Genomic DNA, 24183 nt, shown 5'->3' on the forward strand with positions numbered 1-24183 from the left:
TGAGTATTATCTGACTACGGCCAGATGCCTCAATTTTTGAATTCACTGTCCTTTGGCTCTTCCAGGTCAGTGTGTTTCGAATCGTTTCACTTAATCTGTAGTAGACTACTGGGTCTATAAGAGATGTAGACGGCACCAGCCTTATATGGGATTGGTTCGATGGATTCTGCAGTCGAGTCCATCAAAATTATTTTTTTAAGCGTTACATAAGCACGATAATGCTAGTTCATAATCAATTATTTGTTACTATTTACGCGGCGGCGCTCATTAACTACAGTCATCTCTCGGAGATCTCCGCTTATTTCTTTATCTGAGCTTATGACGTGGGTGATTGTTTCGATATTTTCTGATATTTCATTGATTGAAGCGTTATCCCTTATTTTCCGACTCTTTTTCGGGGTCGAAACGGTATTTATCGGACTTAATTGGTTCTTGCGTGCAGATCCTTTGCTCTTAGGGAATACGGCTGTGTCGTTAGCCCCGGCGAGTTCTCTCTGAAACTTCAATTCCTTCAAGCTATTCTCTATCTTTACTCTTTTGATTTTGTTGTGCTTAAGAATGACATCCTGGATTCGTGAGACGCTTTGTGAAGCCGATTCCAGACCAAGTCGCAGCTCCCTGAGGCCGGATTCGGCGAGCTGGTTCAGTGTGTCGCTGGCAAATATTTCAATTGTTATAGGTGAATTGTGCCTAATTGTTATGTAATTAGATGAGTTTGGCAGGTACTTAGTAAGTGTATAATTAATATGGTCTAATGTTATTGCAGTGAGATAAATATCCTGATAGGGAATTGACGTGCTCACAGTCACATGAATTTGCGATTGACCAAACGGGTTGTCAATTAGGTAGCGCCGGATTTGGTCAATATCCTCAGAGGTGTACTTTTTATTTATGCCGCAAAATGCGCATTTGTTCCAATAACACTTACTCCCTGGGTCTATGTGTATATCATAGACCCTATCAGGAGTAAAACATTTCTTGAATGAGGCAAGCTTACAATAATATCTCAACATGCGGAAATCACGCCGCATAATACTGTGAAGGAGGCCTCTTAATAGATACTCGTATGCCGCCGATTGATCGCCGAAATGCATGCTGATTGTTGACAATGCGAAATAATCATGTATATGAGCAAAATATGGTTGTAGATCATGCAGTATATCTACGAACTCCTTGTAGCTAATTTCAACCGGGCTTGAGGGAAATTTTATAATTAGGCCATCAGAATGCAACTCAGCATTTTGGATATAGAATAGTACTCGGTTGAGTGCTGAGTATAAGATATGTGTGTGTTAAGGGAGGAGCTTTTTACTATATTTGCAATAGCGGCATTAAACAATGATATCCGGCCAGTCAGAAATAGCACATCGGGAGAGTAGCTCATAATAGCCGGTATGATGTCTCTCTTAATTAAAGAAAGGTAAGGATTTCTTGCAGGGTTCATGCAATTTTGAGCAACATCCGCAAGTGAGAACTCATCAAGTAAGTATCCTGACTGAATGTGCAGTTCAAAGTTATCTGATGACAAAGCATTGCGTAATTGGCATAGTATCTCTAACGTTTCGAGCTGCTTGAAATAATCTTGAGGACCAATCCCCTGATCGCATACGCTAATCCTATATTTTAGCACATTTGATATAAACCTTTCCTTATCCGCCAGTATCCCGGCGAATTGCGGAATAAGCAGGTCATCATTAAGTTCATTCTCTCTCAATTTTTCAATAAGGTGCCTTACGCTCTCCTCACTAAGAATGTTTTTCCAGAATATAGAGCCCGCATTCAACGTTCTCGATGAAATCTTTTGGGGTCGAGGCGCGATAGAATTTCGTTTGCCTTTACCAGTTCGTTTTCTGAAAAAATTGCAAGCTGGTTCAGTGTTGTATTGGGCATTGGCCTCGCCTGTTTGCCTGCTTATATAATTCCTAGTTATCGTCTAGAGTGTTGATGAACACAATGCGCCGAAGCGCATCGCCCTCTGGTAGGCTGCCAGAAATTTGGCATATTCTCAAGCGACAATATGTCTCTGGGATCTGCATCCCTTGGTAGGTGCGCTCCTCCAAACAGATCGGCTTTCCGTCATCCATGCCCCCGCGCGCGCTGCCTGGAGTTTTCGCAGACTTCAACAAACACCCACCCCCACATCCCCCTTGCATCCCGCCGTCCCCGCGCGTATAAGCGCATCCTTCCACGGGCGGCGAGGCTGGGCCGTATGGCTCAGGGCATGCCCAACCGTCCGATGGAATTCCGCCTCATTTCCCTCTAGGAAACGAAAATGCCCAAGCTGAAGACGAAGAGCGGCGCCAAGAAGCGCTTCAAGGTGACCGCCACGGGTAAGGTTCGCGCTCAGGCCGCCTACAAGCGCCACTGCCTGGAACAGAAGTCCCCGAACATGAAGCGCAACGCGCGCGGCATGATGACCCTGTGCGACTCCAACGCCCGCACGGTGCTGAAGAACTGGCTGCGCAACGCCTGATCTCGGCACATCATAGAATTCGGAAGGACTGAACCATGGCTCGTGTTAAGCGCGGCGTCACGACGCACGCCCGTCACCGCAAGATCCTGAAGCTCGCCAAGGGCTACCGGGGTCGCAATTCCAAGAATTTCCGCATTGCGATCGAGAAGGTCGAAAAGGCGCTTCGTTACGCCTACCGCGACCGTCGCAACAAGAAGCGCGATTTCCGCGGCCTGTGGATCCAGCGCATCAACGCCGGCGTCCGTCAGTACGGCCTGACCTACTCGCGCTTCATCAACGGCATCAAGCTGGCCGGCATCGAGATCGACCGCAAGGTCCTGTCCGATCTGGCCGCGCGCGAGCCGGAGGCCTTCAAGACCCTGGTGGACAAGGCCCAGGCCGCGCTCGCCTCCAAGGCCGCCGCGTAACGCGCCTCGCGTTTCCTCGAAGTCAGGGAACGCTTGCCGTCACGGCGTCAGTTGTAAGAGAAGGGAGCCGGGCCGCTGGGCCGGCTCCCTTTTTCTTTTTGCACCGTTTTCTTCCCCACGCTTGCCGGGAACCGCCATGCTCGACGCGCTGAAAGACGAACTTCTGTCGCAGGTCAACGCCGCCGCCGACCTCTCGGCGCTGGACGAGGTGCGGGTCTCCGCGCTCGGCAAGAAGGGGCGCATCACCGGCTTCATGAAGGAGCTGGGGGCCCTCACCCCCGATGAGCGCAAGGAGCGCGGTCAGGCGCTGAACGCGCTGAAGGACGAGATCGCCGCCGCCATCGACGCGCGCAAGGCCGACCTCGCCGCCGCCCATCTGAAGGCGCGGCTGGAGGCCGAGCGGGTCGACGTGACCCTGCCGGTCCGCCCCGAGACGGAAGGGCGCATCCACCCGATCAGCCAGACGATGGACGAGATGATCGCCATCTTCGCCGAGATGGGCTTCTCGGTCGCCGAAGGGCCGGACATCGAGGACGATTTCCACAACTTCACCGCCCTGAACTTCCCGCCCGGCCACCCGGCGCGCGACATGCACGACACCTTCTATCTGCCTGATTCGGGTGACAAGAAGATGCTGCTGCGCACCCACACCAGCCCGGTGCAGGTCCGCACCATGCTGAACAACAAGCCGCCGATCCGCATCGTCGCGCCGGGGCGGACCTACCGCTCCGACTACGACATGACCCACACCCCGATGTTCCACCAGATCGAGGGGCTGGTCATCGACGAGGCGACCAACATGGGGCACCTGAAGGGCTGCCTCGTGGAGTTCTGCCGCGCCTTCTTCGATGTGGACGACCTGCCGCTGCGCTTCCGCCCCAGCTTCTTCCCCTTCACCGAACCGTCGGCGGAGGTCGATATCGGCTGCTCGCGCAAGGGCGGCGAGCTGAAGCTGGGCAATTACGGCGACTGGCTGGAAATCCTCGGCTGCGGCATGGTCCACCCGAACGTGCTGGAAGCCTGCGGCATCGACAGCACCCGCTACCAGGGCTTCGCCTTCGGCATGGGGGTGGAGCGCGTCGCCATGCTGAAATACGGCATCCCCGACCTGCGCACCTTCTTCGAAGCCGACCTGCGCTGGCTGAAGCATTACGGCTTCGCCTCGCTCGACATTCCCAACATCGCCCACGGCCTGACGCGCTAAGGAGCCGGACCCATGAAGTTCACGCTGTCCTGGCTGAAGGACCATCTGGAGACCGACGCCTCGCTCGACCAGATCACGGAGAAGCTGACCGCCCTCGGCCTTGAGGTGGAAGGCGTTCATGACCGGTCGAAGGAACTGGCGCCCTTCCGCGTCGCCCATGTCGTCTCGGCCGAGAAGCATCCGGACGCCGACAAGCTGCGCGTGCTGATGGTCGATACCGGCGCCGGCACCCTGCAGGTGGTCTGCGGCGCCCCCAATGCGCGCGCCGGCATGAAGGGCGTCTTCGCCCCGGAGGGGACCTATGTCCCGGGATCCGACATCACGCTGAAGAAGGGCGTCATCCGCGGCGTCGAGTCGAACGGCATGATGTGCTCCAAGCGCGAGCTGAAGCTGTCGGACGAGCATGAGGGCATCATCGAGCTGCCGGACGACGCTCCCGTCGGCGCCGGCTTCGCCGACTATGCCGGGCTGAACGACCCGGTTATCGACATCAACCTGACGCCCGACCGCGCCGATTGCGCCGGCGTGCGCGGCATTGCTCGCGACCTCGCCGCTGCCGGCATGGGCACGCTGAAGCCGCTGACCGCCGGGCATCTCGACACCACCCCGGTGGAGGGCCGCTTCGCCAGCCCGATCGGCGTGAGCATCGCAGCGCCCGAGGCCTGCCCGCTGTTCGTCGGCCGCTACATCCGCGGCGTGAAGAACGGCCCGTCGCCGAAGTGGCTGCAGGACAAGCTGGTGTCCATCGGCCTGCGCCCGATCTCGGCGCTGGTCGACATCACCAACTACCTGACCTTCGACGCCGCCCGTCCGCTGCACGTCTTCGATGCCGACACGGTGAAGGGCAACATCACCGTCCGCATGGGCCGCGAGGGCGAGACGCTGGCGGCGCTGAACGGCAAGGACTATGCGCTGGACGGCGCCATGACCGTGGTGGCCGACGACGAACGGGCGGAGGCTCTGGCCGGCATCGTCGGCGGCGAGCCGACCGGCTGCACCGAGGCCACCGTCAACGTCTTCGTCGAGGCGGCGCTGTTCGACCCGGTGCGCACGGCGCAGACCGGCCGCCGGCTGGGCATCGACTCCGATGCGCGCTACCGCTTCGAGCGCGGCGTCGATCCGGCGGCGGTCTTCGCCGGCATGGAGCGCGCCACCCGCCTGATCCTGGAACTCTGCGGCGGCGAGCCGTCGGACCTGGTGGTCGCCGGGGCCGAGCCGAACTGGAAGCGCAGCCTGACCCTGCGTCCGGGCTGTGTCGCCGCGCTGGGCGGCGTCGAGCTGCCGCGCGAGCGTCAGGTGCAGATCCTGACCGATCTGGGCTTCACCCTTGAGGGCGAGGATGCGGAGGGCCGGCTGGTCGTCGGCGTCCCGTCCTGGCGTGCCGATGTCCATGGCGAGGCCGATCTGGTCGAGGAGGTGCTGCGCGTCCATGGCTTCGACGCCATCCCGGCGACTCCGCTGCCGCGCGAAACGGTGCTGACCCGCCCGGCCCTGACGCTGAAGCAGCGCCGCGTCGCGCTGGCCAAGCGCACGCTGGCCGCCCGCGGCCTGTCGGAAGCGGTGACCTGGTCCTTCCTGTCCGGCCCGGTCGCCGAGCTGTTCGGCGGCGGCGAGCTCGGCCTGCGGCTGGTCAACCCGATCAGCAGCGACCTGGACGTCATGCGCCCGTCGGTCCTGCCCAACCTGATCCAGGCCGCCGGGCGGAATGCCGACCGCGGCTTCGCCGACGTGCGGCTGTTCGAGGTCGGGGCGGCCTTCCGCACCCCTGCGCCGGACGGGCAGGATACCGTCGCCGCCGGCATCCGCGCCGGGGCGGCGGTGCCGCGCCACTGGGCGGAGAAGGCCCGCGCCGTCGATGTGTTCGACGCCAAGGCCGATGCGCTGGCGGTGCTGGAGGCGGTCGGCGCCCCGGCGGCCAACCTGCAGGTCACCACCGACGCGCCGGGCTGGTACCACCCCGGCCGCTCCGGCGTTCTGCGGCTCGGCCCCACGGTGATGGCCCGCTTCGGCGAGATCCACCCGTCGGTGCTGGAGACGCTGGGCGTCAAGGGGCCGGTCGTCGGCTTCGAGGTGATGCTGGACGCCGTGCCGTTGCCCAAGAAGAAGGGCGGCACCGCCAAGCCGATGGTCCAGCTGTCCGCCTTCCAGCCGGTGGAGCGCGACTTCGCCTTCGTCGTCGACCGCAAGGTGGAGGCCGACAAGATCCTCCGCGCCGTCAAGGGCGCCGACAAGGCGCTGGTCAAGGATGTCGCGGTCTTCGACGTGTATGAAGGTCCCGGCGTGGGCGAGGGACGCAAGTCGGTCGCCGTCTCGGTCACCTATCAGCCGACCACCGCCACCCTGACCGACGAGGCGATCGAGGCGGTCGGCCAGAAGATCGTCGCGGCCGTGGTCAAAGCCACCGGAGGTAGCTTGCGCACCTAAGCTGCCGCACCTTTCGATTGAATAGCGGACTGAGCAATGCCAAGACCCCCCTGCGTCGCCGGGGGGTCTTTTTTGTGTAGCGGAAAAACTCATTGAGAGTCGCTACTCTGCTACCCGATCATACAAGCATATGATGAATCGCTGATTGAGAAATCCCGGGTGCTTTCGGTAAGGAAAGACCGTGGCACTGTTCGTTGCAATTCAATGTTTGACGAAACCGTAGCGTTCCGTGGAAAGATCGGGTCGACGGACAATTTGTCTGCGGAAGGCCTGCGATTGGACCGATGTCACCTCTATGGCACAGGCAACGATTCCATTGCCCGGATGTGTTCGGTGGCAGACATAATGCTGATGATGAAGCTGGGGTAACCAATGGCTGAGCCGAAGGACGATCAAGCAAACAAACCGGCGTCGGTTAAACCACTTATCATTGTGGTCGACGATGACCGGTCGATCGTTGAAGGGCTGGCGATCCTGCTGGACGGCTGGGGGTACGAGGTGATGACCGCGGTCAGCGCCGCCGCCCTGGAGGCGCAACTCGGCGGCTTGACCAGGACGCCCAACCTGATCATCGCCGACCACTACCTGCCGGCCGGCCGGACCGGGCGCGAGGTGGTGGAGCGCGTCCGCACCGAAACCGGGCAGCCGATCCCGGCCATCATACTGACCGGCGACAGCACCCCCGAACGGCGGGACGAGGCCGAACTGATGGGCTGCCAACTGCTGCTGAAGCCGGTGCAGGTCGGTCCGCTGCGCGCGGCGGTGGAAGCGCTTTGCCGTCCCTGAGGAAGGTGGCCGTCCGATGAAGGCGGGTTCCTAACGAGCCGCCGGAGCCGTCCGGTCGATGTCCGGCAGCACCGCCAGAAAGGCATCGACCACCGCCGGGTCGAAGCGCAGCCCGGCAAGCCGCCTGATCTCCGCCACCGAGTCTTCCCGGGACAGCGCCTTGCGATAGGGGCGGTCGCGTGTCATCGCGTCGAAGGCGTCGGCGACCGCGACGATGCGGGCGCACAGCGGGATCGCCGTCCCGGTGCGCCCGTCGGGATAGCCGGTACCGTCCCAATTCTCGTGATGCCAGCGCGCCACCGCCGCCCCCAGATGCAGGTGGGTCGGTCCGTCGGCCAGATGGCTCGCCTGGTTCAGCAGGGTGGCGCCGGCCAGCGTGTGGGACTGCATGGCGCTGCGTTCCGCCGGGTCGAGGGGACCGGGCTTCTCCAGGATTCCCGGATCCACCGCTGCATTGCCGATGTCGTGCAGGATCGCCGCCAGCCCGATGATCTCCAGCGTCGAGTCGTCCAGCGACTCGGGAAACAGCCCGTCGGCATGCAGGCGGCGGGCGATGCGTTCGGTGATCGCCGCGATGCGCAGCGACCGGCTGAATCGGCCGCCCTCCACCGTCTCCGCCGCCCGCCCGTCCAGGCCGAGTGCGCCGCGCCCCCGCTCGGCCAGATCGGCCAGCGCCGCCAGCGTGCCCTGCTGCGCCCGGTAGAGCTGCTCGTAATGGTGCAGGTTGTCGAACCCGACGGAGATCTTGCCGCAGAACACCTCGATCAGCCTGCGGTCCAGCTCCGACAGCGGCCGGTTGGAGCGCAGATAGACCACCGTCTCACGGTCGTGCGGCGTGCGGATATAGAGCGTGCAGTGGTCGCCGCCATAGAGGTGCGTCCGCTTTTCCAGGCAGGCGGTCACCGCATCCAGCACCGCAGGATCGACATGGCCGGCGGCGGGTTCGTTGATGAGATCCTCGAAGCGGCCGGAACCGGCCAGCACATAGAGACCGTCGCAGCAGCCTCCGACTCCAGCCCCGTTTCCGCTCCTGCCGCGCTGCATGCAGAGGATCGCGTCGGGCCCGATGCCCAGCAGGCCCGACAGCTGAGTCAGCACGCCCGCGGCGAACAGCTTCATGGAGCGGGCGCGGAACAGCGACGACGACGCCTCGATGATCTTCTCCAGGCCGCGGCGGTTCGCGTCGATCGCCACGATGTCCTCGTAGGAGCGCAGCGCCGCGACCGTGGTGGTGAACAGCTGCTGGGCGGTCAGCTGGGTCTTCGCCTTGTAGTCGTTGATGTCGTAATCGAGGATCACCGCGCGTTCCGGCGCCTGTCCCGGCTGGCCGGTGCGCAGGATGATGCGGACATTGCGGTTCTGCAGCTCCTCGCGGATGTGGTGGACCAGCCGCAGGCCGGCATCCTCCGTTTCCATCACCACATCCAGCAGGATGAGCGCAATGTCGCTTTCCCGCGCCAGGATCAGCCGGGCCTCCGCCGCCGAATGGGCCGACAGGAAGCGCGCCTTGCGTCCCTTGTAGGCGAAGTCGGACAGGACGAGCTTGGTGATCGAATGGACCTCCGGCTCGTCATCGACGATCAGCATGGTCCAGCGGCTGCCGGGGTCCTCCTGATCTTCCGATGGACCGGCGCCGGGAGCCGCATCGTCGAGGAACACCAGATCCTCGTCGCCAGTCTCCGGCATGGACCGGGGATCCGGCTGGGGCGGATCGGGCTTCGCGTCGTCTTCAGGTCGGGTCGGGTCGGCGTTGGTCATGGCTCTTCGTTCGTGAAGGGGTCATGAGGGAGGGCGCGGCCGGCCCGTCTGGTGCAGATCCATCAAAACGTATCCAGCTCGATCACCGTACAATCGAGTCCGCGTTGCGCCAACGTGCCGCAGGCGGTGTCGACCTGCAACCGCGTGAAAGGGGCCACCCCCACCTCGTACAGCAGCCGGCCCTTGCGGAACACCGGCCACACCATCGGCGGCAGGTCGCGATAGGCGCTGCCCGGCCCGGCGGTGAACTCCTTCCAGGCGCGCAGCCCCTCGGTGTAGCTGACATACTCGCCGAGCTTGATGCCGTAAAGCATGCCCGGCTCGACCGGCGGCATACCCGGCAGCGGATAGGGCGCCACCACCCCGACCAGCCCCTGCACCGGCGCCACCGCGCGGGTGCCGGCGGGCAGGGCCAGCGTCGCCTCGCCATTGGCGGCGCCGATCAGCGCCACCACGTCGCCCTTGCGCAGGGTGAAGCCGCGCCGCTTGCGGTTGCTCAGGATCTCGGTGGCGGAGATCGGGGCGGCGGCGACGACATAGCCTTCCGCCGGGGTCTGGGCCGCCTTGTCCCAGGCGGCGCGGGGCACGACGGCGGCGCTGCGGTGGGGCAGGGGGGCGTTCGCCGGCTGGCTGGCGCCTGGCTTCGGCGGCCGCGGCCCTTCGCCGCCGATCGCCGGCCGGCCGGTGACCATCAGCGCCGGATCCAGCGAGTCGGCGGGGACATAGCCGATGGGCTGGCCGCCGATGGCGACCTCCGTCCAATAGGTGCCGCGCGGGGTGCCCAGCGCGTTCAGCGCCTTGCCCTGCTTCAGCGTCATGACGATGCGGGCGTCCTCGCTGGGGCCGATCCGCACCTCGATGTCGCGGTTCAGCACCACCTCGCCGGTCAGGGGGGCACCGATGGCGACCGGGCTCTGCGCCTGTGCCGGCGGGGAAACCGTCATTGTGCCGCCGAGGCCGCCAAGGAGGCCGAGGAGGACGGCAAGCGGCGGCAGCAGCGGGCGGGGAACGGGCGTGGCGGTCATGGCGTGGCTTCCGTGGCGGGCACCGGACCATCGCGGCCCGGCATCCGGCGGCCCAGCATCTGCCGGCCGACGAGGTCGTGGATGGCGTCGGCCAGCAGGCGCACCGGCTTGGCCGCCGTGCCGCGGGCACGGTGCAGGGCGATGTCGACGTCGGGCAGGTCGGGAAACCCCTCCGCGGCACCGATGCGGCGCAGGCTGGCCGGGACCGTGCAGGCTTCCATCGCCGTCACCCCCAGCCCGCCCATCACCGCGCCATGGACGGCGACCACGCTCTTGCTGGTGAAGGAGACGCGCCAGTCGCGACCCATCCCGTCCAGGGCGGCGACGGCGATGTCGCGCACGACGCAGCCCTTGGGGAACAGAGCCAGCGGCAGAGGATCGAGGCTTTCGACCGGCCGGTGTCCCGGTGCCGGCGCCGGATCCTGTGGCGGGGCGACCCAGGACACCGGTTCCTGCCGCACCAGTTCGCCGCCGGTCTCGCCGGCCTTGCGGGTGATCAGGGCCAGGTCGTAGCGGCCCTTGTCGATCTCCGCCACCAGATCGGGGCTGTTGTCGCAGATCACCTCCACCATCACCTCGGGATAGGCGGCGTTGAAGCGGGCCAGCACCTCCGGCAGCAGCATGGTGGCGTAATCGTCGGGCGTGCCGATGCGGACGCTGGCCACCGTCGGGCTGCGGTGCATCAGCGCCATCACCTCGTCGTTCAGGGTCAGCATGCGCCGGGCATAGGCCAGCAGGACCTCGCCGTCGCGGGTCATCCGCACGCCATGGGTGTCGCGTTCGAACACCCGCTTGCCCACCGTGTCCTCCAGCCGGCGCACCTGCTGGCTGACCGCCGCCTGGGTGCGGCCCAGCCTTTCGCCGGCGCGGGTGAAGCTGGCGCTGTCGGCCACGGCGACGAAGGCGCGGAGCAGATCGGTGTCGAGGTTGGCGGGCATGGCAGGCACCGGAAGTTGCCTCCCATTCAAGCAGAGCGCCCGCCCATCCGCAACGTTGCGGTCATCACGGATCGTAATGACGACATAATGCCTATTCGTTTCCAAGGGAATGGTGCCCGCCCCATTGTCGGTCTCCGATCGCTTTGGAGTTTCCGACCATGTCCCTGTTCGCCGCCTGGACCAGCGTGGTTCTCGCCGCCGCCCGGATCGATCCCCCCGTGGCTTCTCCGCCGACGGTGCCCGAGCCGCGGCGCTTCCGCCTCGCCTACAATCCGGTTCCCGCACCCGCACCCGCCCGGCGGCTGGTCGCGGAGGAGGCCCCGGCGTCGGCGCGGACTCCGATGGCGCTCCAGGACCGGCTGTGTCTTGAGAAGTAGTGGGACGTCCGCCTATTCTGCCGCCGACAAGATTGCGGGAGGAGCGGACGATGGCGCGGGTCTATGTGCTGTATACCGGGGGTACCATCGGGTGCGTGACCAATTCCGACGGGGCGCTGGCCCCGGTGCCGGGGCCGGAGTTCGAACGGCTGGTCCTGTCGATGCCCGGCCTGTCCGGCCATGGGGTGCAGGATTACAAGGACCTGACCTGGACCATGGACTGGTTCGACCGCACGCTCGACAGCTCCAACATGACGCCGGCGGACTGGATCGCCATCGCCCGGCGGCTGCTGTCTGTTTATGACCGGTATGACGGCTTTGTCGTGCTGCACGGCACCGACAGCATGGCATACAGCGCGTCGGCCCTGTCCTTCCTGCTGCCCGGCCTGACGAAGCCGGTGGTGTGCAGCGGGTCGCAGGTGCCGCTGTCCTTCACGCTGAGCGACGCGCTCGCCAATCTTGTCGGCGCCATCGTGGTGGCGGGGACCCTGCCGGTGCCGGAGGTCTGCGTCTATTTCGACACCAAGCTGCTGCGCGGCAACCGCTCGTCCAAGGTCGACGCCAACCGCTTCGCCGGCTTCGATTCGCCGAACTTCCCGCCGCTTGCCACCGTCGGCAGCGTGGTCGCCCGCAACGAGCCCTATTGGCTGCCGATGCCGGACGTCGCGGTCTCGCTGGACGAGCCGGAGAACCGCGCCCGCCGGCTGGCGGCGCTGGAGGCGCAGGCGGCGGCGCTGGCGGCGTTCTCGGTCGTCATCCTGTGGCTCTATCCCGGCATCCGGGCCAGCACGGTGTCGGCAATGCTGACCGGCACCAGCCCGGCGGCGAAGGGGGCGGTGCTGCTGGCCTTCGGCGAGGGCAACGGTCCGACCGACCCGGAGTTCCTCGACGCGCTGTCGGCCGCGGTGAAGGCCGGGGTCGTGCTGATGGACAACACCCAGGTGCAGCGCGGCGCGGTGCTGCCCGGCGCCTATGCCACCGGGCTTGGCGCCATCGGCGCCGTCGGCGCCTATGACATGACGCCGGAGGCCAGCTACGCCAAGCTGGTCTGCCTGCTCGCCGCCGGTCTGGACGCCGACACGGTCAAGGCTGAGATGCCGAAGCCGCTGGCCGGCGAGCTGACGGTGATCGCCTGAGGGTGACTGGCTCTTGAACCGCCTGTCGGGAGGCGCGGGGGCTGTCGACGGCCCCCCGCCTCCGCCGGTGGCTTACTGGCCCATCGTGCCCTGGCCCATGGAGCCACGGTTCATGGTTCCCTGGTTCATGCCGCCCTGATTCATGGAGCCGGCGCCCATGCTGCCCATCGAGCCGCCCATGGAGCCGCCGGTCGAGCTGCCGTAGCCGGTGTTGGCCTGGCTGCTGTACTGGGCGAGCTGCTGCAGCTCGGTCTGGTCATGCATGATGACGACCTGCCGGCCGCGCCGTTCGAAGGACGCCGGGGTGAGCATGAGGGTCTGGCCGGTCCTGGCCATCTTCAGCTCCACCATCGTCCGGCCTTGGGCGTCGGTGGTGATGTTCTGGATCGTGCCGGCGACCGGCCCGCCATGGCGGTGGACCACCCGCTTGCCGATCATGTCGCGGCTGGCCTGGACGTCGCGGGCACCGCTGTCCATCGTGCCGTCGGCGGCAGCGTTGGCCCCGGCGGACCCGCTGGTCTGGGCGTAGCCCGGAGCGGCGGCGGCCATCAGCATCAGGGCCGGCACGGCGGCGGCGAGAAACTTGCGCATGTCATCCTCCCGGAATTGAACCACAACAGGGAAGGCGCCGCGCAGGCGCGGCACCGTCCTCAGCCGTGATGACACCCGAGCGGCCGGTTTGTTTCGCAGGTTGTACGGAATTGCCGGGTTGCACAAAAAAGGCGGGCCGAGGCCCGCCTTTCCGTTTCCTTACTCGTCGCCCATCTTGAGCGCGGCGATGAAGGCGCTCTGCGGGATTTCGACCTGGCCGAACTGGCGCATGCGCTTCTTGCCTTCCTTCTGCTTGTCCAGCAGCTTGCGCTTGCGGCTGATGTCGCCGCCGTAGCATTTGGCGGTCACGTCCTTGCGCATGGCGCTGATGCTCTCGCGGGCGATGATCTTGCCGCCGATGGCGGCCTGCACGGCGATCTTGAACAGCTGGCGCGGGATCAGCTCCTTCAGGCGTTCGCACAGCTGACGGCCGCGGCGTTCGGACTGGCTGCGGTGGACGATCATCGACAGGGCGTCCACCGGCTCGGCATTCACCAGGATCGACAGCTTCACGAGGTCGCCTTCCTCATAGCTGTCCATCTGGTAGTCGAAGCTGGCATAGCCGCGGCTGATCGACTTCAGCCGGTCGTAGAAGTCGAACACCACCTCGTTCAGCGGCAGGCGGTAGACCAGCATGGCGCGGGCGCCGGCATAGGTCAGCTCGATCTGCTGGCCGCGCCGCTCGGTGCAGAGCTGCAGGACGCCGCCGAGATACTCGTCGGGCAGCATGATGGTGGCCTTGATCCACGGCTCGTCGATGTGGTCGATCCGCATCACGTCGGGCATGTCGGCCGGGTTGTGCAGGTCCCGCACCGTCCCGTCGGTCATCGTCAGCTTGTAGACCACCGACGGAGCGGTGGTGATGAGGTCGAGGTTGAACTCGCGCTCCAGCCGCTCCTGGATGATCTCCAGATGCAGCAGGCCGAGGAAGCCGCAGCGGAAGCCGAAGCCCAGCGCCGCCGACGTCTCCGCCTCGTAATGGAAGCTGGCGTCGTTCAGCTTCAGCTTGCCCAGGCTGTCGCGCAGCCGCTCGAAATCGGCGGCGTCGACCGGGAACAGGCCGCACCACACCACGGGGATGGACGGCTTGAAGCCGGCCAAGGCCTCGGTCGCCGGCTTGCGCTCGTCGGTGATGGTGTCGCCGACCTTGGTCTGGGTGATGTCCTTGATGGCGGCGGTGATGAAGCCCATCTCGCCCGGTCGCAGCTCTCCGGTCAGCAGCGCCTTCGGCGTGAACACGCCGACGCGGTCCACGTCATGGGCGGAGCCGGCGGCCATGAAGCGCACCTTCTGCCCGACCTTCAGCACGCCATCGACGATGCGGACCAGAATGACGACGCCGAGATAGGGATCGTACCAGCTGTCGACCAGCAGGGCCTTCAGCGGGGCGTCGGCATCGCCCTTGGGTGGCGGCAGGCGCTTGACCACCGCCTCCAGCACCGCGCCGATGTTGAGGCCGGATTTGGCCGAGATCTCCACCGCGTCGGAGGCGTCGAGGCCGATCACGTCCTCGATCTGCTGCTTGATCCGCTCCGGCTCGGCGGCGGGCAGGTCGATCTTGTTGAGGACCGGGATGATCTCGTGGTTGTTGTCGATCGCCTGATAGACGTTGGCGAGCGTCTGCGCCTCGACCCCCTGGGAGGCGTCGACCACCAGGATCGAGCCCTCGCAGGCGGCCAAGGACCGGCTGACCTCATAGGCGAAGTCGACGTGGCCGGGGGTGTCCATCAGGTTCAGCGTGTACTGCTTGCCGTCCTCGGCCTTGTAGAGCAGGCGGACGGTCTGGGCCTTGATGGTGATGCCGCGCTCGCGCTCGATGTCCATGCTGTCGAGCACCTGTTCGCGCATCTCGCGCGCGTCGAGGCCGCCGCACTGCTGGATCAACCGGTCGGCAAGGGTCGACTTGCCATGGTCGATGTGGGCGATGATCGAGAAATTGCGGATGTGCGAAAGGTCAGTCATCGGGGCCCGGACAAGCGAGAGTTTGCCGGGAACATAGGGCGGACGGGGGATGGGCGCAATGATGGTGTGGTGGGGCGCCGGGGCGTTTGGAACGGCGTGGAACGTTTTCCCGACGGGTGTTCAGTGTTCCATCCGGCGCGGTTCGCGCTGTCGGTAGGGCGGCGGATGGAACGTTTGAAACGGTTTGGAACGGTTTTCGCGGCTGTGTTCACTGTTCCATCCTGCGGCGTGCGGTGCTTTGGGTGAGTTGGGCAGCGGCTAAGAATAGAACGGAAAATGAACGCTTTCCAGCTGTACTGAGGAAATGAGCCGCGCGATTGCGGGTGCCGCCCCGGCTGGTGCATCATCGCGCAATCCTCGTTCCAAGGCGCGCCTCCCATGACCGACTCCCGCTCCCTATCGCCGGTATTTCCGCAGCCCCATCTCGTTGGGCCGGCCAGGACGTTGCAGGAGGCGGCGCAGACCACCGTGCTTCAGCCGCTGGCGGCGGGCGACGACCGCTATGTCGATCTCAGCCCCGGCCAGGAATCGCACCATCTGCTGTTGATGCGGCAATGCCTGGAGGACATCGCGGAGCGGCCCGGCGACCCGATGCGGGAGAACGACTACACCAAGATCGTGTTTTCCGGTCATCGCGGCAGTGGCAAGACCACCCATCTGCGCCTGATCGAACAGGAATTCGCCGACCGCTTCTATTGCGTCCATCTGTCGCTGGACGATGAGAATTTGCTGGAGGATTTCGACTACACCGTCTTCCTGCTGTGGCTGTCGGAACAGTTGGTGCATTGCCTGAAGCGCGACGGCATCGGCATCGATGAGCGGTTGGTGAAGGAGGTGGCGCTGTGGTTCGCCGAACGCACGGCGACCGACGTGAATGAGGCCGCCATGAGCGGCTCCGTCGGGCTGGAGGGGGAGGCGTCGGCGGGCGGCGGCCTGCTGGGCTTCGGCCTGAAGCTGCTCGGCCGCATCAAGTCGGAGGCGCGCGGCAGCGTCACCCGGCGGGAGGAAATCCGCACCAAACTGCAAAGCCACGCGTCCGACCTGATGGACAAGGTCAATCTGCTGCTGTCGGAGGCACGGGAGCAGCTCAACAAGAACGGCCGACCGCCGCGCCTGCTGGTGGTGCAGGACAATCTGGACAAGCTGAAGAGCGACATCGCCAGCCGCTTCTATGCTGACACCAGCGGACTGCTGCGTCAGGTTCAGGCCCACATCATCTTCACTGCACCGGTCGCGGAGACGCTGACGCCCTTCAAGATCGAGAACGTCTTCGTCGAATCCTTCCAGATGCCGATGATCCACGCCTGCACCCAGGAAGGCCGGCCCTTCGATCCCGGCATCTCGGTTCTGCGGGAGTTGGTGGAACGCCGCATCGCAGTGGTTTTGTTCGAGGATGAGGACCTGATCCGCCGCATCTGCATCGCGTCCGGCGGGAATGTGCGCGATCTGGTCCGTCTCGCCAGCCAAGCGGCCCGTATGGCCCGCGCGTTGCGCCTGCCCCGGATCGATGACCAATGCGTGGAGGAAGCGATCAAGGGGATGCGGCAGGAGTACGAGAAGACCCTGGCCCCGCGCGCCCGCATCTATTACCCGTTCCTGGCTGGCATCCACCGCACCAAGCTGTATGGCGCGGGGCCGGGCGACTCCGAGGAGCTTCTGCGCGACCTGCTCGATAATTCCGCCATCCTCGTCTACAAGAACGGCGATATCTGGTACGACGTGCATCCGACGATCCGCGAATCCAAGGCCTTCCGCAAGGCGTTGGAGGAGTTGGACGCCCAATGACCGACCCGTCCGGCACGGCTGGTGAGTCTGACGACAGCGGCGATGAGAAAAATGTCGCGCTGAACCGGGCGCTGTTGCGGGAGTTTCTGAAAGAACAGGTCGGCTTCCAGTTCGCCATCGCCGTGATCGACGACGACCGCGCCCGCGAGGACACCGTTGCCGAACTGGGGCGGGAACTGACGGAAGAGGGAATCGACTGGGTCGTCATCGATCTGCGCAGCCTGCCGGAGGATGTGGTTCTGCTGTCGGAGATCCGGCACAGGCTGGAACCGCTGGCCGGACGGCCGGCGGCGGTCGGCGTGCTGGGGCTGGAATGGCATCTGGACATCGCCAGCGGCGGCATCCGCGATACCAGCACCACGTTGCTCGCCAACGCCAATTTCCAGCGCGATGCCTTTCCGGAACTGTGCCCCGTGCCCCTGGTGCTGTGGGCAACCAGCCTGTCACTGCCGGCACTGCCCAAGCTGATACCCGATCTGTGGCACTGGCGGGTGGGGACCTTCGATCTGTGCGTCGATCCGCCGGATACGCCTTGGGTGGACCGCTTAGAGCGGATGGTGCCGCGGCCAGATGAACAATGGCAGGCGCAGCCGAAGGAGGAATTGCGGCGGCGGACTGAATTGCTGCGACAGGTGCTGGAAGAAATTGGACCGGATGGCAGTCTGCGGCGGGCGCGGCTGCTGATTGAGTTTGCGGAAGTCACGGAACGAGCCGGGGAGAACGATCAGGCGCTGGTGGCGGCACAGGAGGCATTGGAGATCGCCACGAAGACTGATGAAACGAAGCTACGAGCCAGCGCTTTGGGTTACGTTGCGCGTCTGAAGGCGGGCCGTGGCTTTGTGGACGAGGCACTGGCCCTGCATGAGGAGAGGCTCGGGATATATGAGCGGCTTGGGGATGTGCGGGAACGCGCGGTTACGCTTGGAGACATCGCGCGTCTGAAGGCGGGCCGTGGCTTTGTGGACGAGGCGCTGGCCCTGCATGAGGAAGAGTTGGCGATCTACGAGGAACTTGGGGACGTGCGGTCACGTGCGGTTACGCTTGGAGACATCGCGCGTCTGAAGGCGGGCCGTGGCTTTGTGGACGAGGCGCTGGCTCTGCATGAGGAGATTCTCGGGATATATGAGCGGCTTGGGGATGCGCGTGAACGCGCGGTTACGCTTGGTGACATCGCGCGTCTGAAGGCCGACCGCGGCTTTGTGGACGAGGCGCTGGCTCTGCATGAGGAGATTCTCGGGATCTTCAGCGATCTTGGGGAGGTGCGGTCACGCGCGGTTACGCTTGGTGACATCGCGCGTCTGAAGGCCGACCGCGGCTTTGTGGACGAGGCGCTGGCCCTGTATGAGGAGATGCTAGGGATCTTTAGCGATCTTGGGGAGGTGCGGTCGCGCGCGGTTACGCTTGGTGACATCGCGCGTCTGAAGGCCGGCCGGGGCTTTGTGGACGAGGCGCTGGCCCTGCATGAGGAGATGCTAGGGATCTTCAGCGATCTTGGGGAGGTGCGGTCGCGCGCGGTTACGCTTGGTGACATCGCGCGACTGAAGGCCGACCGCGGCCTTGTGGACGAGGCGCTGGCCCTGCATGAGGAAGAGTTGGCGATCTACGAGGAACTTCGTGAAGTGCGGTCGCGCGCGGTTACGCTTGGTGATATCGCACGTCTGAAGGCCGGCCGGGGCTTTGTGGACGAGGCGCTGGCCCTGCATGAGGAGAGGCTTGGGATTTATGAGCGGCTTGGCAATCTGGTGGGGCAGGCGAACTGCCGGTGGTCCAGGGCGATGCTGCTTCTGCTCAAGCCGGACGTTGGGGAGGAGGAGGTGAAGACGGCCCTTGACGATCTGACATTCGCATACCGGACCCTGGGGGAACTTGGCCGGGTGGACGGCATCGCCGTCGTCGGGTTCGATCTGGCGCAGTTCCTGGCGGCGGAAGGGCACTCCGACGCGGCGCGTGAGCTTGCCGGGCGGTCCTTGAAGTTTTTCACGCAACTCGGCTGGACCCGGCAAGCCGACGACGTTCGTGAGTTCCTCAAGTCTCTGCTGCCCTCCTGAGAGGCGGTCAGGAGAGGGGCATTCCTCTTGGGCAATCGGGTGGAAGGGGCGGAGCGTTCCCGGAAGTCCATACCGTGGATCCCCCTCACCCCAACCCTCTCCCCGGGGGGGAGAGGGGGATAACTACGGGCTGAGAGGTGCGGGGGAAGGGGGGAAGCCGCCCCCTCACCGCCCCACCCCCCGATACAGCTCCATGTACTCCTCCGCCGGGCCATGCCAGCCGAAGTCGCGCGTCATGGCGCGGCGCTGCATCGTCTGCCAGCGGTCGGGCTTGCGGTAGACGGTCATCGCGCGGCGGAGCGCCCACACCAGTTCCTGGCCGGTCGCGTTGACGAACTGGAAGCCGGTGGCGCTGCCGTCGGCGCTGGCGGCGGGGTTGGCGTCGATCACCGTGTCGGCGAGGCCGCCGGTGCGGCGGACCAGGGGCAGGGTGCCGTATTTCAACGCGTAGAGCTGGGTCAGGCCGCAGGGCTCGGAGCGCGAGGGCACCAGGAACAGGTCGGACCCGGCCTGGATGCGGTGGGACAGCGGCTCGTCATAGCCGATGCGGACGCCGATGGACTGCGGATGCCACTGGGCGAGCTGGCGGAAACCGGCCTCGCTGGAGGCGTCGCCGCTGCCCAGCACCACCAGCTGGCCGCCCCAGGACACCCATTGGCCCGCCGCCTCCAGCACGAGGTCCAGGCCCTTGTGCCAGGTCAGGCGGCTGACCACGGCGGCGAGCGGCGCGTCGGGGCGGCGGTCCAGGCCGAAGGCGGATTGCAGGTCGGCCTTGCAGGCGTCCTTTCCGCCCAGATCCTCGGGGCTGTAGCGGGCGGGCAGATGCGGGTCGGTCGCCGGATCCCACACCGCGTAATCGACGCCGTTCAGGATACCGGTCAGCACATCGGACCGGCTGGCGAGCAGGCCCTGCAAGCCGGTGCCGTGCTCCGCCGTCTGGATCTCGTTGGCGTAGGTCGGGCTGACCGTGGTCAGGCGGTCGGCGTAGAAGCAACCCGCCTTCAGGAAGCTGATGTTGCCGTAATACTCGACGCCGTCGATGCGGAAGCTGGCGGAGGGCAGGCCGATGTCGCCCATCATCCAGGGGCCGAACAGGCCCTGATAGGCGATGTTGTGGATGGTCAGCACGGTGCCCGGCCGGAAGGGGCCGGCGAAACGGTCGGGGCGCAGCGCCAGATAGGCCGGGATCAGGCCGGCCTGCCAGTCATGGCCGTGCAGGATGTCGGGCCGCCACCAGGGATCGTAGGACTTATGGGCGGCGAAGCCGGCGGCGACCCAGGCGAGTGCGGCGAAGCGCAGGGCGTTGTCGCCCCAGTCCTTGCCGTCCGGCCCGAGATAGGGGTTGCCGGGGCGGTCGTACAGCGATGGCGCGTCCAGCGCATAGGCGAGAACGCCGTCGGCGGTGCGGCCGATGCACAGCCGGGCGCGGTCGCAGCCGGGCAGGTCGGTGATCAGGTCGCCGACCTCGTGCAGGTTCTGCAGGCTGTTCAGAACGGCGGGATAGCCCGGCAGCAGCAGGCGGACATCGGCCCCGGCGGCGTTCAGGGCCGGCGGCAGGGCGGCGGACACGTCCGCCAGCCCCCCCGTCTTGACCATCGGGTAGCATTCGGACGTGACGTAGAGGACGCGCATCGGGAAGGCACTCGGATGAAAGGCGGGAGGGGGGGCGGCCTGTCGCTCACCCGGCCGTCATCCCCGCGAAGGCGGGGATCCAGGCTGTTCCGAAGGGGCTGCTTCGGAGGGCTGGAGTCCCGCCTGCGCGGGAATGACGGCCGTGGGGGGGATGGTCGGCTTCGGTGGAGGGGGGAGGAGGTTGCTACTCCTTCGGCAGCTTCTCGATCATCTCGCGGGTGATCAGGACGACGCCGCCTTCCGAGCGGTGGAAGCGCTTGGCGTCGAGTTCCGCGTCCTCGCCGACGACGAGGCCGTTGGGGATGCTGACGCCGCGGTCGATCACCACCTTCTTCAGGCGGCAATGGCGGCCGATGTCGCATTCCGGCAGGACCACCGCCTCGTACAGCTCGCTGTAGGAGTTGACGCGGACCGAGCTGAACAGCAGCGAGCGCCGCACGGTGGAACCGGAGATGATGCAGCCGCCCGACACCAGGCTGTCCACCGCCATGCCGCGCCGGTTCTCGTCGTCGAAGACGAATTTGGCAGGGGGAAGCTGTTCCTGGTAGGTGAAGATCGGCCAGTCGCGGTTGTACATGTTCAACTGCGGCGTGACGTGGCAGAGGTCCAGGTTGGCTTCCCAATAGGCGTCGATGGTGCCGACGTCGCGCCAGTAGGGGACGTCGTCCGGCGCGTCGATGATGGCGCTGTCGGCGTAATCATGGGCGATGATGCGGGCGCCGGTCTTCACCAGATGCGGGATGATGTCCTTGCCGAAATCGCGGCTGGAACCGGGGGTGGCGACGTCGCGCTCCAGCTGGTCATAGAGGAACTGGGCATTGAAGACGTAGATGCCCATGCTGGCCAGCGCCATGTCCGGGCGGCCGGGCATCGGCGGCGGATCGGCCGGCTTTTCGACGAAGTCGATGATGCGGCGCTCGTCGTCGATGTGCATCACGCCGAAGCCGGTCGCCTGTTCGCGTGGAACCGCGATGCAGGGAACGGTGACGTCGGCCTTGCGGTCGATGTGGTCGAGCAGCAGCGCGCCGTAATCCATCTTGTAGATGTGGTCGCCGGCCAGGATCAGGACATATTCCGGCTCGTGGTCGCGCAGGATGTCCAGGTTCTGGAATACGGCGTCGGCGGTGCCCTGGTACCACTCCGTCTCGCTGACGCGCTGCTGGGCCGGCAGCAGGTCGCAGAACTCGTTCATCTCGCCGCGGAAGACGTTCCAGCCGCGCTGGAGGTGGCGCAGAAGGCTGTGCGACTTGTATTGCGTCAGCACGCCGATGCGGCGGAAGCCGGAATTGACGCAGTTGGACAGCGCGAAGTCGATGATGCGGAACTTGCCGCCGAAATAGGTCGCCGGCTTCGCCCGCCGGTCGGTCAGCTGCTTCAGACGGCTTCCGCGTCCCCCGGCCAGCACCAGCGCCACCGCACGTCGCGGTGCAAGGCGCAGATCCCGTTTGTCGAGCATGGCCGTTACCCCCTTTGCCTTTTTCTTGCGGCCGCCCGGCGGCGGCCTTCCCAATGGAGGCGTTGACGGTGCCACATCTCGCCGCCATGTCCAATAGGCCCGGCGGCGGGTTCGCCTCGGCTGACCCGCCGCATGGTCTGTCCCGCCCGCCTAGGCGGAAAGAGGGGCAGGCCGTTCGGATCGGATGGACGAGGCAGACGGGTTGCCCCATTCCCGCTTCTGCCGGCGGCAGTGACCGCCGCGCAGGCCGCTATCTGCACATTTTTTGATCAACTGCCGGAATGACAGCCAGATGGCTGCGCCAAAGCTGCGCATCGGGCCTTTCCATTCGGTCGAAAGCCCGAAAATTGCGGCGAAATGTCGGCTTCGACATCTGCCCATTTCCTGTGCAAACCCACCCCGCGACTCGTAGGGGGGTGCCCGTTCGGGGGTCCCACGCCGGGACAACCCTGACGATTCCAAGCCGTTTTGGACTGGCACGCTTCTTGTAAAGCTGGGGGCGTCCTCGGTCCCGTCCGCCGCCCCGTCTTTGCCGGGGACGGGGCGACCGGGACGGGGTCGCCCCAGTGCGGCGTTTGCGCGCGGAATGCCTCCGGTGCCGCGCCGGCCATGCAGGGGTGGGAGCGATTTTGGAGAAAGAGGAGCCTCGATGAACCGTCTGTTCCTTCTGGCCGCACCGATGATGGCGGTTGCTCTGGGCGCGGTCGGCATGCCGGCCGCAGCCCTTGCCCAGGACGCGGCGGCTGCCGCTGCTGCCGCGCCGGCGGCTCCGGCGCTGAATGGCGGCGACACCGCCTGGATGCTGGTCTCCACGGCGCTGGTGCTGATGATGACCATTCCGGGCCTGGCGCTGTTCTACGGCGGCATGGTCCGCAAGATGAACGTGCTGGCGACGGTGATGCAGAGCTTCGCCATCACCTGCCTGGTCAGCGTCCTGTGGTACGTCGTCGGCTACAGCCTGGCCTTCACCGGCACCGGCGCCTACATCGGCGGGCTGGACCGGCTGTTCCTGAACGGTCTCGACTTCTCGAAGGCGTTCGTGCTGGGCGAGGCGACCGGCGCCGGCGTGCCGACGACGATCCCCGAGCCGGTCTTCATGATGTTCCAGATGACCTTCGCGATCATCACCCCGGCGCTGATCACCGGCGCCTTCGCGGACCGCATGAAGTTCTCCTCGCTGCTGGTCTTCACCACCCTGTGGTCGATCGTGGTCTATGCGCCGATCGCCCACTGGGTCTGGTATCCGTCGGGCTTCCTGTTCGGCATGGGCGTGCTGGACTTCGCCGGCGGCACGGTCGTGCACATCAACGCGGGCGTCGCCGGTCTGGTCGCCGCGCTGGTGATCGGCAAGCGCAAGGGCTACCCGAAGGAAGCCTTCATGCCGCACAACCTGGTGCTGTCGCTGATCGGCGCCTCGCTGCTGTGGGTGGGCTGGTTCGGCTTCAACGCCGGTTCCGCCCTGACCGCCGGTCCGCGTGCCGGCATGGCCATGGCCGCCACGCACATCGCCACCGCCGGCGCCGCCATGGGCTGGCTGTTCGCGGAGTGGATCGTCAAGGGCAAGCCGTCGATCCTCGGCATCATCTCCGGCGCGGTCGCCGGCCTGGTCGCCGTCACCCCGGCCGCCGGCTTCGTCGACCCGACGGGCGCCATCATCATCGGCATCGTCGCCGGCGTGATCTGCTTCTGGTCGGCCACCAGCCTGAAGCACATGCTGGGCTATGACGACAGCCTGGACGCCTTCGGCGTGCACGGCGTCGGCGGCCTGATCGGCGCCATCCTGACCGGTGTCTTCGCCAAGATGTCGGTGTCCAACGCGGAAGGCGCCTTCGCCGCCGTCCTGCAGGCCGACCCGTCTGCCACCCTGGGCCTGCTGGAAGGCAACGCCGGCGCGGTGTGGATCCAGATCCAGGGCGTCCTCTACACCATGGTCTGGTGTGCCGTCGCCACCTTCGTCCTGCTGAAGGTCATCGACGTGGTGATGGGCCTGCGCGTGGACGAGGATGTGGAGCGCGACGGTCTCGACCTCGCCCTGCACGGCGAGAGCATCCACTAAGAACACTCCCTTTCCCACGGGTCTCTTCGAAAGGGCCGCCGGGCTTCCCGGCGGCCTTTTTCGCGTGCGCCTTTCGGGGGTGTCGCCCGGCGATTGTTGCGCCGGTGGAAACGCTGTGGCGCGGG

The 24183-nt window shown here is 65.2% G+C and carries 17 protein-coding genes; 10 read left to right on the top strand and 7 right to left on the bottom strand.

Annotation, left to right across the window (positions count from 1 at the left end; all coding sequences use genetic code 11):
• Positions 1 to 2272 precede the first annotated feature (2272 nt).
• The 5 genes from rpmI (at position 2273) to AZOLI_RS00465 (ending at position 7294) form a co-directional block, all read left to right on the top strand.
• A complete protein-coding gene (gene rpmI, locus AZOLI_RS00445) occupies positions 2273 to 2473 on the top strand; it encodes a 50S ribosomal protein L35 (RefSeq protein WP_012975158.1) in 201 nt (66 codons plus the stop codon).
• Positions 2474 to 2508: 35 nt separating this feature from the next.
• Positions 2509 to 2880, top strand: a complete 372-nt coding sequence (rplT, locus tag AZOLI_RS00450; protein ID WP_012975157.1) for a 50S ribosomal protein L20 — start codon at positions 2509 to 2511, stop codon at positions 2878 to 2880.
• Between the two features lie 136 nt (positions 2881 to 3016).
• Positions 3017 to 4084: a phenylalanine--tRNA ligase subunit alpha gene (gene pheS, locus AZOLI_RS00455; RefSeq protein ID WP_014246593.1), complete on the top strand. Its 1068-nt coding sequence runs from the start codon at positions 3017 to 3019 to the stop codon at positions 4082 to 4084.
• 12 nt (positions 4085 to 4096) lie between these two features.
• A complete protein-coding gene (gene pheT, locus AZOLI_RS00460; protein ID WP_014246594.1) occupies positions 4097 to 6508 on the top strand; it encodes a phenylalanine--tRNA ligase subunit beta in 2412 nt (803 codons plus the stop codon).
• A gap of 432 nt (positions 6509 to 6940) precedes the next feature.
• Complete coding sequence (locus AZOLI_RS00465) at positions 6941 to 7294, top strand: response regulator (protein WP_014246596.1); 354 nt, start codon at positions 6941 to 6943, stop codon at positions 7292 to 7294.
• A gap of 30 nt (positions 7295 to 7324) precedes the next feature.
• Here AZOLI_RS00465 and AZOLI_RS00470 read toward each other — a convergent pair whose 3' ends face one another.
• The 3 genes from AZOLI_RS00470 to AZOLI_RS00480 form a co-directional block, all read right to left on the bottom strand.
• Positions 7325 to 9052 (bottom strand): DUF3369 domain-containing protein, encoded by a 1728-nt coding sequence (locus tag AZOLI_RS00470; protein ID WP_014246597.1) that lies wholly within the window; start codon positions 9050 to 9052, stop codon positions 7325 to 7327.
• A gap of 62 nt (positions 9053 to 9114) precedes the next feature.
• On the bottom strand, positions 9115 to 10077 hold the full coding sequence (locus AZOLI_RS00475) for an SH3 domain-containing protein (RefSeq protein WP_014246598.1): 963 nt from the start codon (positions 10075 to 10077) through the stop codon (positions 9115 to 9117).
• The gene (locus AZOLI_RS00480; RefSeq protein WP_014246599.1) at positions 10074 to 11015 is read right to left on the bottom strand and encodes a LysR substrate-binding domain-containing protein; all 942 of its coding nucleotides are present in this window, start codon (positions 11013 to 11015) and stop codon (positions 10074 to 10076) included. Before AZOLI_RS00480 ends, AZOLI_RS00475 begins: the two co-directional genes overlap by 4 nt.
• 158 nt (positions 11016 to 11173) lie before the next feature.
• On the opposite strand from AZOLI_RS00480, the gene AZOLI_RS00485 reads away from it, so the two are divergent.
• Together AZOLI_RS00485 and AZOLI_RS00490 are read left to right on the top strand one after the other, a co-directional pair.
• The gene (locus tag AZOLI_RS00485; RefSeq protein WP_014246600.1) at positions 11174 to 11392 is read left to right on the top strand and encodes a hypothetical protein; all 219 of its coding nucleotides are present in this window, start codon (positions 11174 to 11176) and stop codon (positions 11390 to 11392) included.
• A gap of 50 nt (positions 11393 to 11442) precedes the next feature.
• Positions 11443 to 12528 (top strand): asparaginase, encoded by a 1086-nt coding sequence (locus tag AZOLI_RS00490; RefSeq protein WP_014246601.1) that lies wholly within the window; start codon positions 11443 to 11445, stop codon positions 12526 to 12528.
• A 72-nt stretch (positions 12529 to 12600) separates the two neighbouring features.
• Here AZOLI_RS00490 and AZOLI_RS00495 read toward each other — a convergent pair whose 3' ends face one another.
• A complete protein-coding gene (locus AZOLI_RS00495) occupies positions 12601 to 13119 on the bottom strand; it encodes a hypothetical protein (RefSeq protein WP_014246602.1) in 519 nt (172 codons plus the stop codon).
• Between the two features lie 159 nt (positions 13120 to 13278).
• Positions 13279 to 15081, bottom strand: a complete 1803-nt coding sequence (gene lepA / locus AZOLI_RS00500; RefSeq protein WP_014246603.1) for a translation elongation factor 4 — start codon at positions 15079 to 15081, stop codon at positions 13279 to 13281.
• Positions 15082 to 15459: 378 nt separating this feature from the next.
• Here lepA and AZOLI_RS00505 point away from each other — a divergent pair, with 378 nt between their 5' ends.
• Together AZOLI_RS00505 and AZOLI_RS00510 are read left to right on the top strand one after the other, a co-directional pair.
• The gene (locus tag AZOLI_RS00505; RefSeq protein ID WP_162487931.1) at positions 15460 to 16866 is read left to right on the top strand and encodes a hypothetical protein; all 1407 of its coding nucleotides are present in this window, start codon (positions 15460 to 15462) and stop codon (positions 16864 to 16866) included.
• Positions 16863 to 18914 (top strand): tetratricopeptide repeat protein, encoded by a 2052-nt coding sequence (locus AZOLI_RS00510; protein WP_014246605.1) that lies wholly within the window; start codon positions 16863 to 16865, stop codon positions 18912 to 18914. The genes AZOLI_RS00505 and AZOLI_RS00510 overlap by 4 nt, the downstream gene beginning before the upstream one ends.
• 165 nt (positions 18915 to 19079) lie before the next feature.
• Here AZOLI_RS00510 and glgA read toward each other — a convergent pair whose 3' ends face one another.
• Positions 19080 to 20546, bottom strand: a complete 1467-nt coding sequence (gene glgA / locus AZOLI_RS00515; RefSeq protein WP_014246606.1) for a glycogen synthase GlgA — start codon at positions 20544 to 20546, stop codon at positions 19080 to 19082.
• A 184-nt stretch (positions 20547 to 20730) separates the two neighbouring features.
• On the bottom strand, positions 20731 to 22002 hold the full coding sequence (glgC, locus tag AZOLI_RS00520) for a glucose-1-phosphate adenylyltransferase (RefSeq protein ID WP_014246607.1): 1272 nt from the start codon (positions 22000 to 22002) through the stop codon (positions 20731 to 20733).
• A 649-nt stretch (positions 22003 to 22651) separates the two neighbouring features.
• On the opposite strand from glgC, the gene AZOLI_RS00525 reads away from it, so the two are divergent.
• A complete protein-coding gene (locus AZOLI_RS00525) occupies positions 22652 to 24058 on the top strand; it encodes an ammonium transporter (RefSeq protein ID WP_014246609.1) in 1407 nt (468 codons plus the stop codon).
• Positions 24059 to 24183: the final 125 nt, after the last annotated feature.

Source organism: Azospirillum lipoferum 4B, assembly GCF_000283655.1.
In the GTDB taxonomy this organism is placed as follows: Bacteria; Pseudomonadota; Alphaproteobacteria; order Azospirillales; family Azospirillaceae; genus Azospirillum; species Azospirillum lipoferum_C.

Coding starts and splice junctions, on each gene's coding strand:
- rpmI (WP_012975158.1), top strand. CDS start 2,273: ATGCCCAAGCTGAAGACGAAGAGCGGCGCCAAGAAGCGCTTCAAGGTG.
- rplT (WP_012975157.1), top strand. CDS start 2,509: ATGGCTCGTGTTAAGCGCGGCGTCACGACGCACGCCCGTCACCGCAAG.
- pheS (WP_014246593.1), top strand. CDS start 3,017: ATGCTCGACGCGCTGAAAGACGAACTTCTGTCGCAGGTCAACGCCGCC.
- pheT (WP_014246594.1), top strand. CDS start 4,097: ATGAAGTTCACGCTGTCCTGGCTGAAGGACCATCTGGAGACCGACGCC.
- AZOLI_RS00470 (WP_014246597.1), bottom strand. CDS start 9,052: ATGACCAACGCCGACCCGACCCGACCTGAAGACGACGCGAAGCCCGAT.
- AZOLI_RS00475 (WP_014246598.1), bottom strand. CDS start 10,077: ATGACCGCCACGCCCGTTCCCCGCCCGCTGCTGCCGCCGCTTGCCGTC.
- AZOLI_RS00480 (WP_014246599.1), bottom strand. CDS start 11,015: ATGCCCGCCAACCTCGACACCGATCTGCTCCGCGCCTTCGTCGCCGTG.
- AZOLI_RS00485 (WP_014246600.1), top strand. CDS start 11,174: ATGTCCCTGTTCGCCGCCTGGACCAGCGTGGTTCTCGCCGCCGCCCGG.
- AZOLI_RS00490 (WP_014246601.1), top strand. CDS start 11,443: ATGGCGCGGGTCTATGTGCTGTATACCGGGGGTACCATCGGGTGCGTG.
- AZOLI_RS00495 (WP_014246602.1), bottom strand. CDS start 13,119: ATGCGCAAGTTTCTCGCCGCCGCCGTGCCGGCCCTGATGCTGATGGCC.
- lepA (WP_014246603.1), bottom strand. CDS start 15,081: ATGACTGACCTTTCGCACATCCGCAATTTCTCGATCATCGCCCACATC.
- AZOLI_RS00505 (WP_162487931.1), top strand. CDS start 15,460: ATGACCGACTCCCGCTCCCTATCGCCGGTATTTCCGCAGCCCCATCTC.
- AZOLI_RS00510 (WP_014246605.1), top strand. CDS start 16,863: ATGACCGACCCGTCCGGCACGGCTGGTGAGTCTGACGACAGCGGCGAT.
- glgA (WP_014246606.1), bottom strand. CDS start 20,546: ATGCGCGTCCTCTACGTCACGTCCGAATGCTACCCGATGGTCAAGACG.
- glgC (WP_014246607.1), bottom strand. CDS start 22,002: ATGCTCGACAAACGGGATCTGCGCCTTGCACCGCGACGTGCGGTGGCG.
- AZOLI_RS00525 (WP_014246609.1), top strand. CDS start 22,652: ATGAACCGTCTGTTCCTTCTGGCCGCACCGATGATGGCGGTTGCTCTG.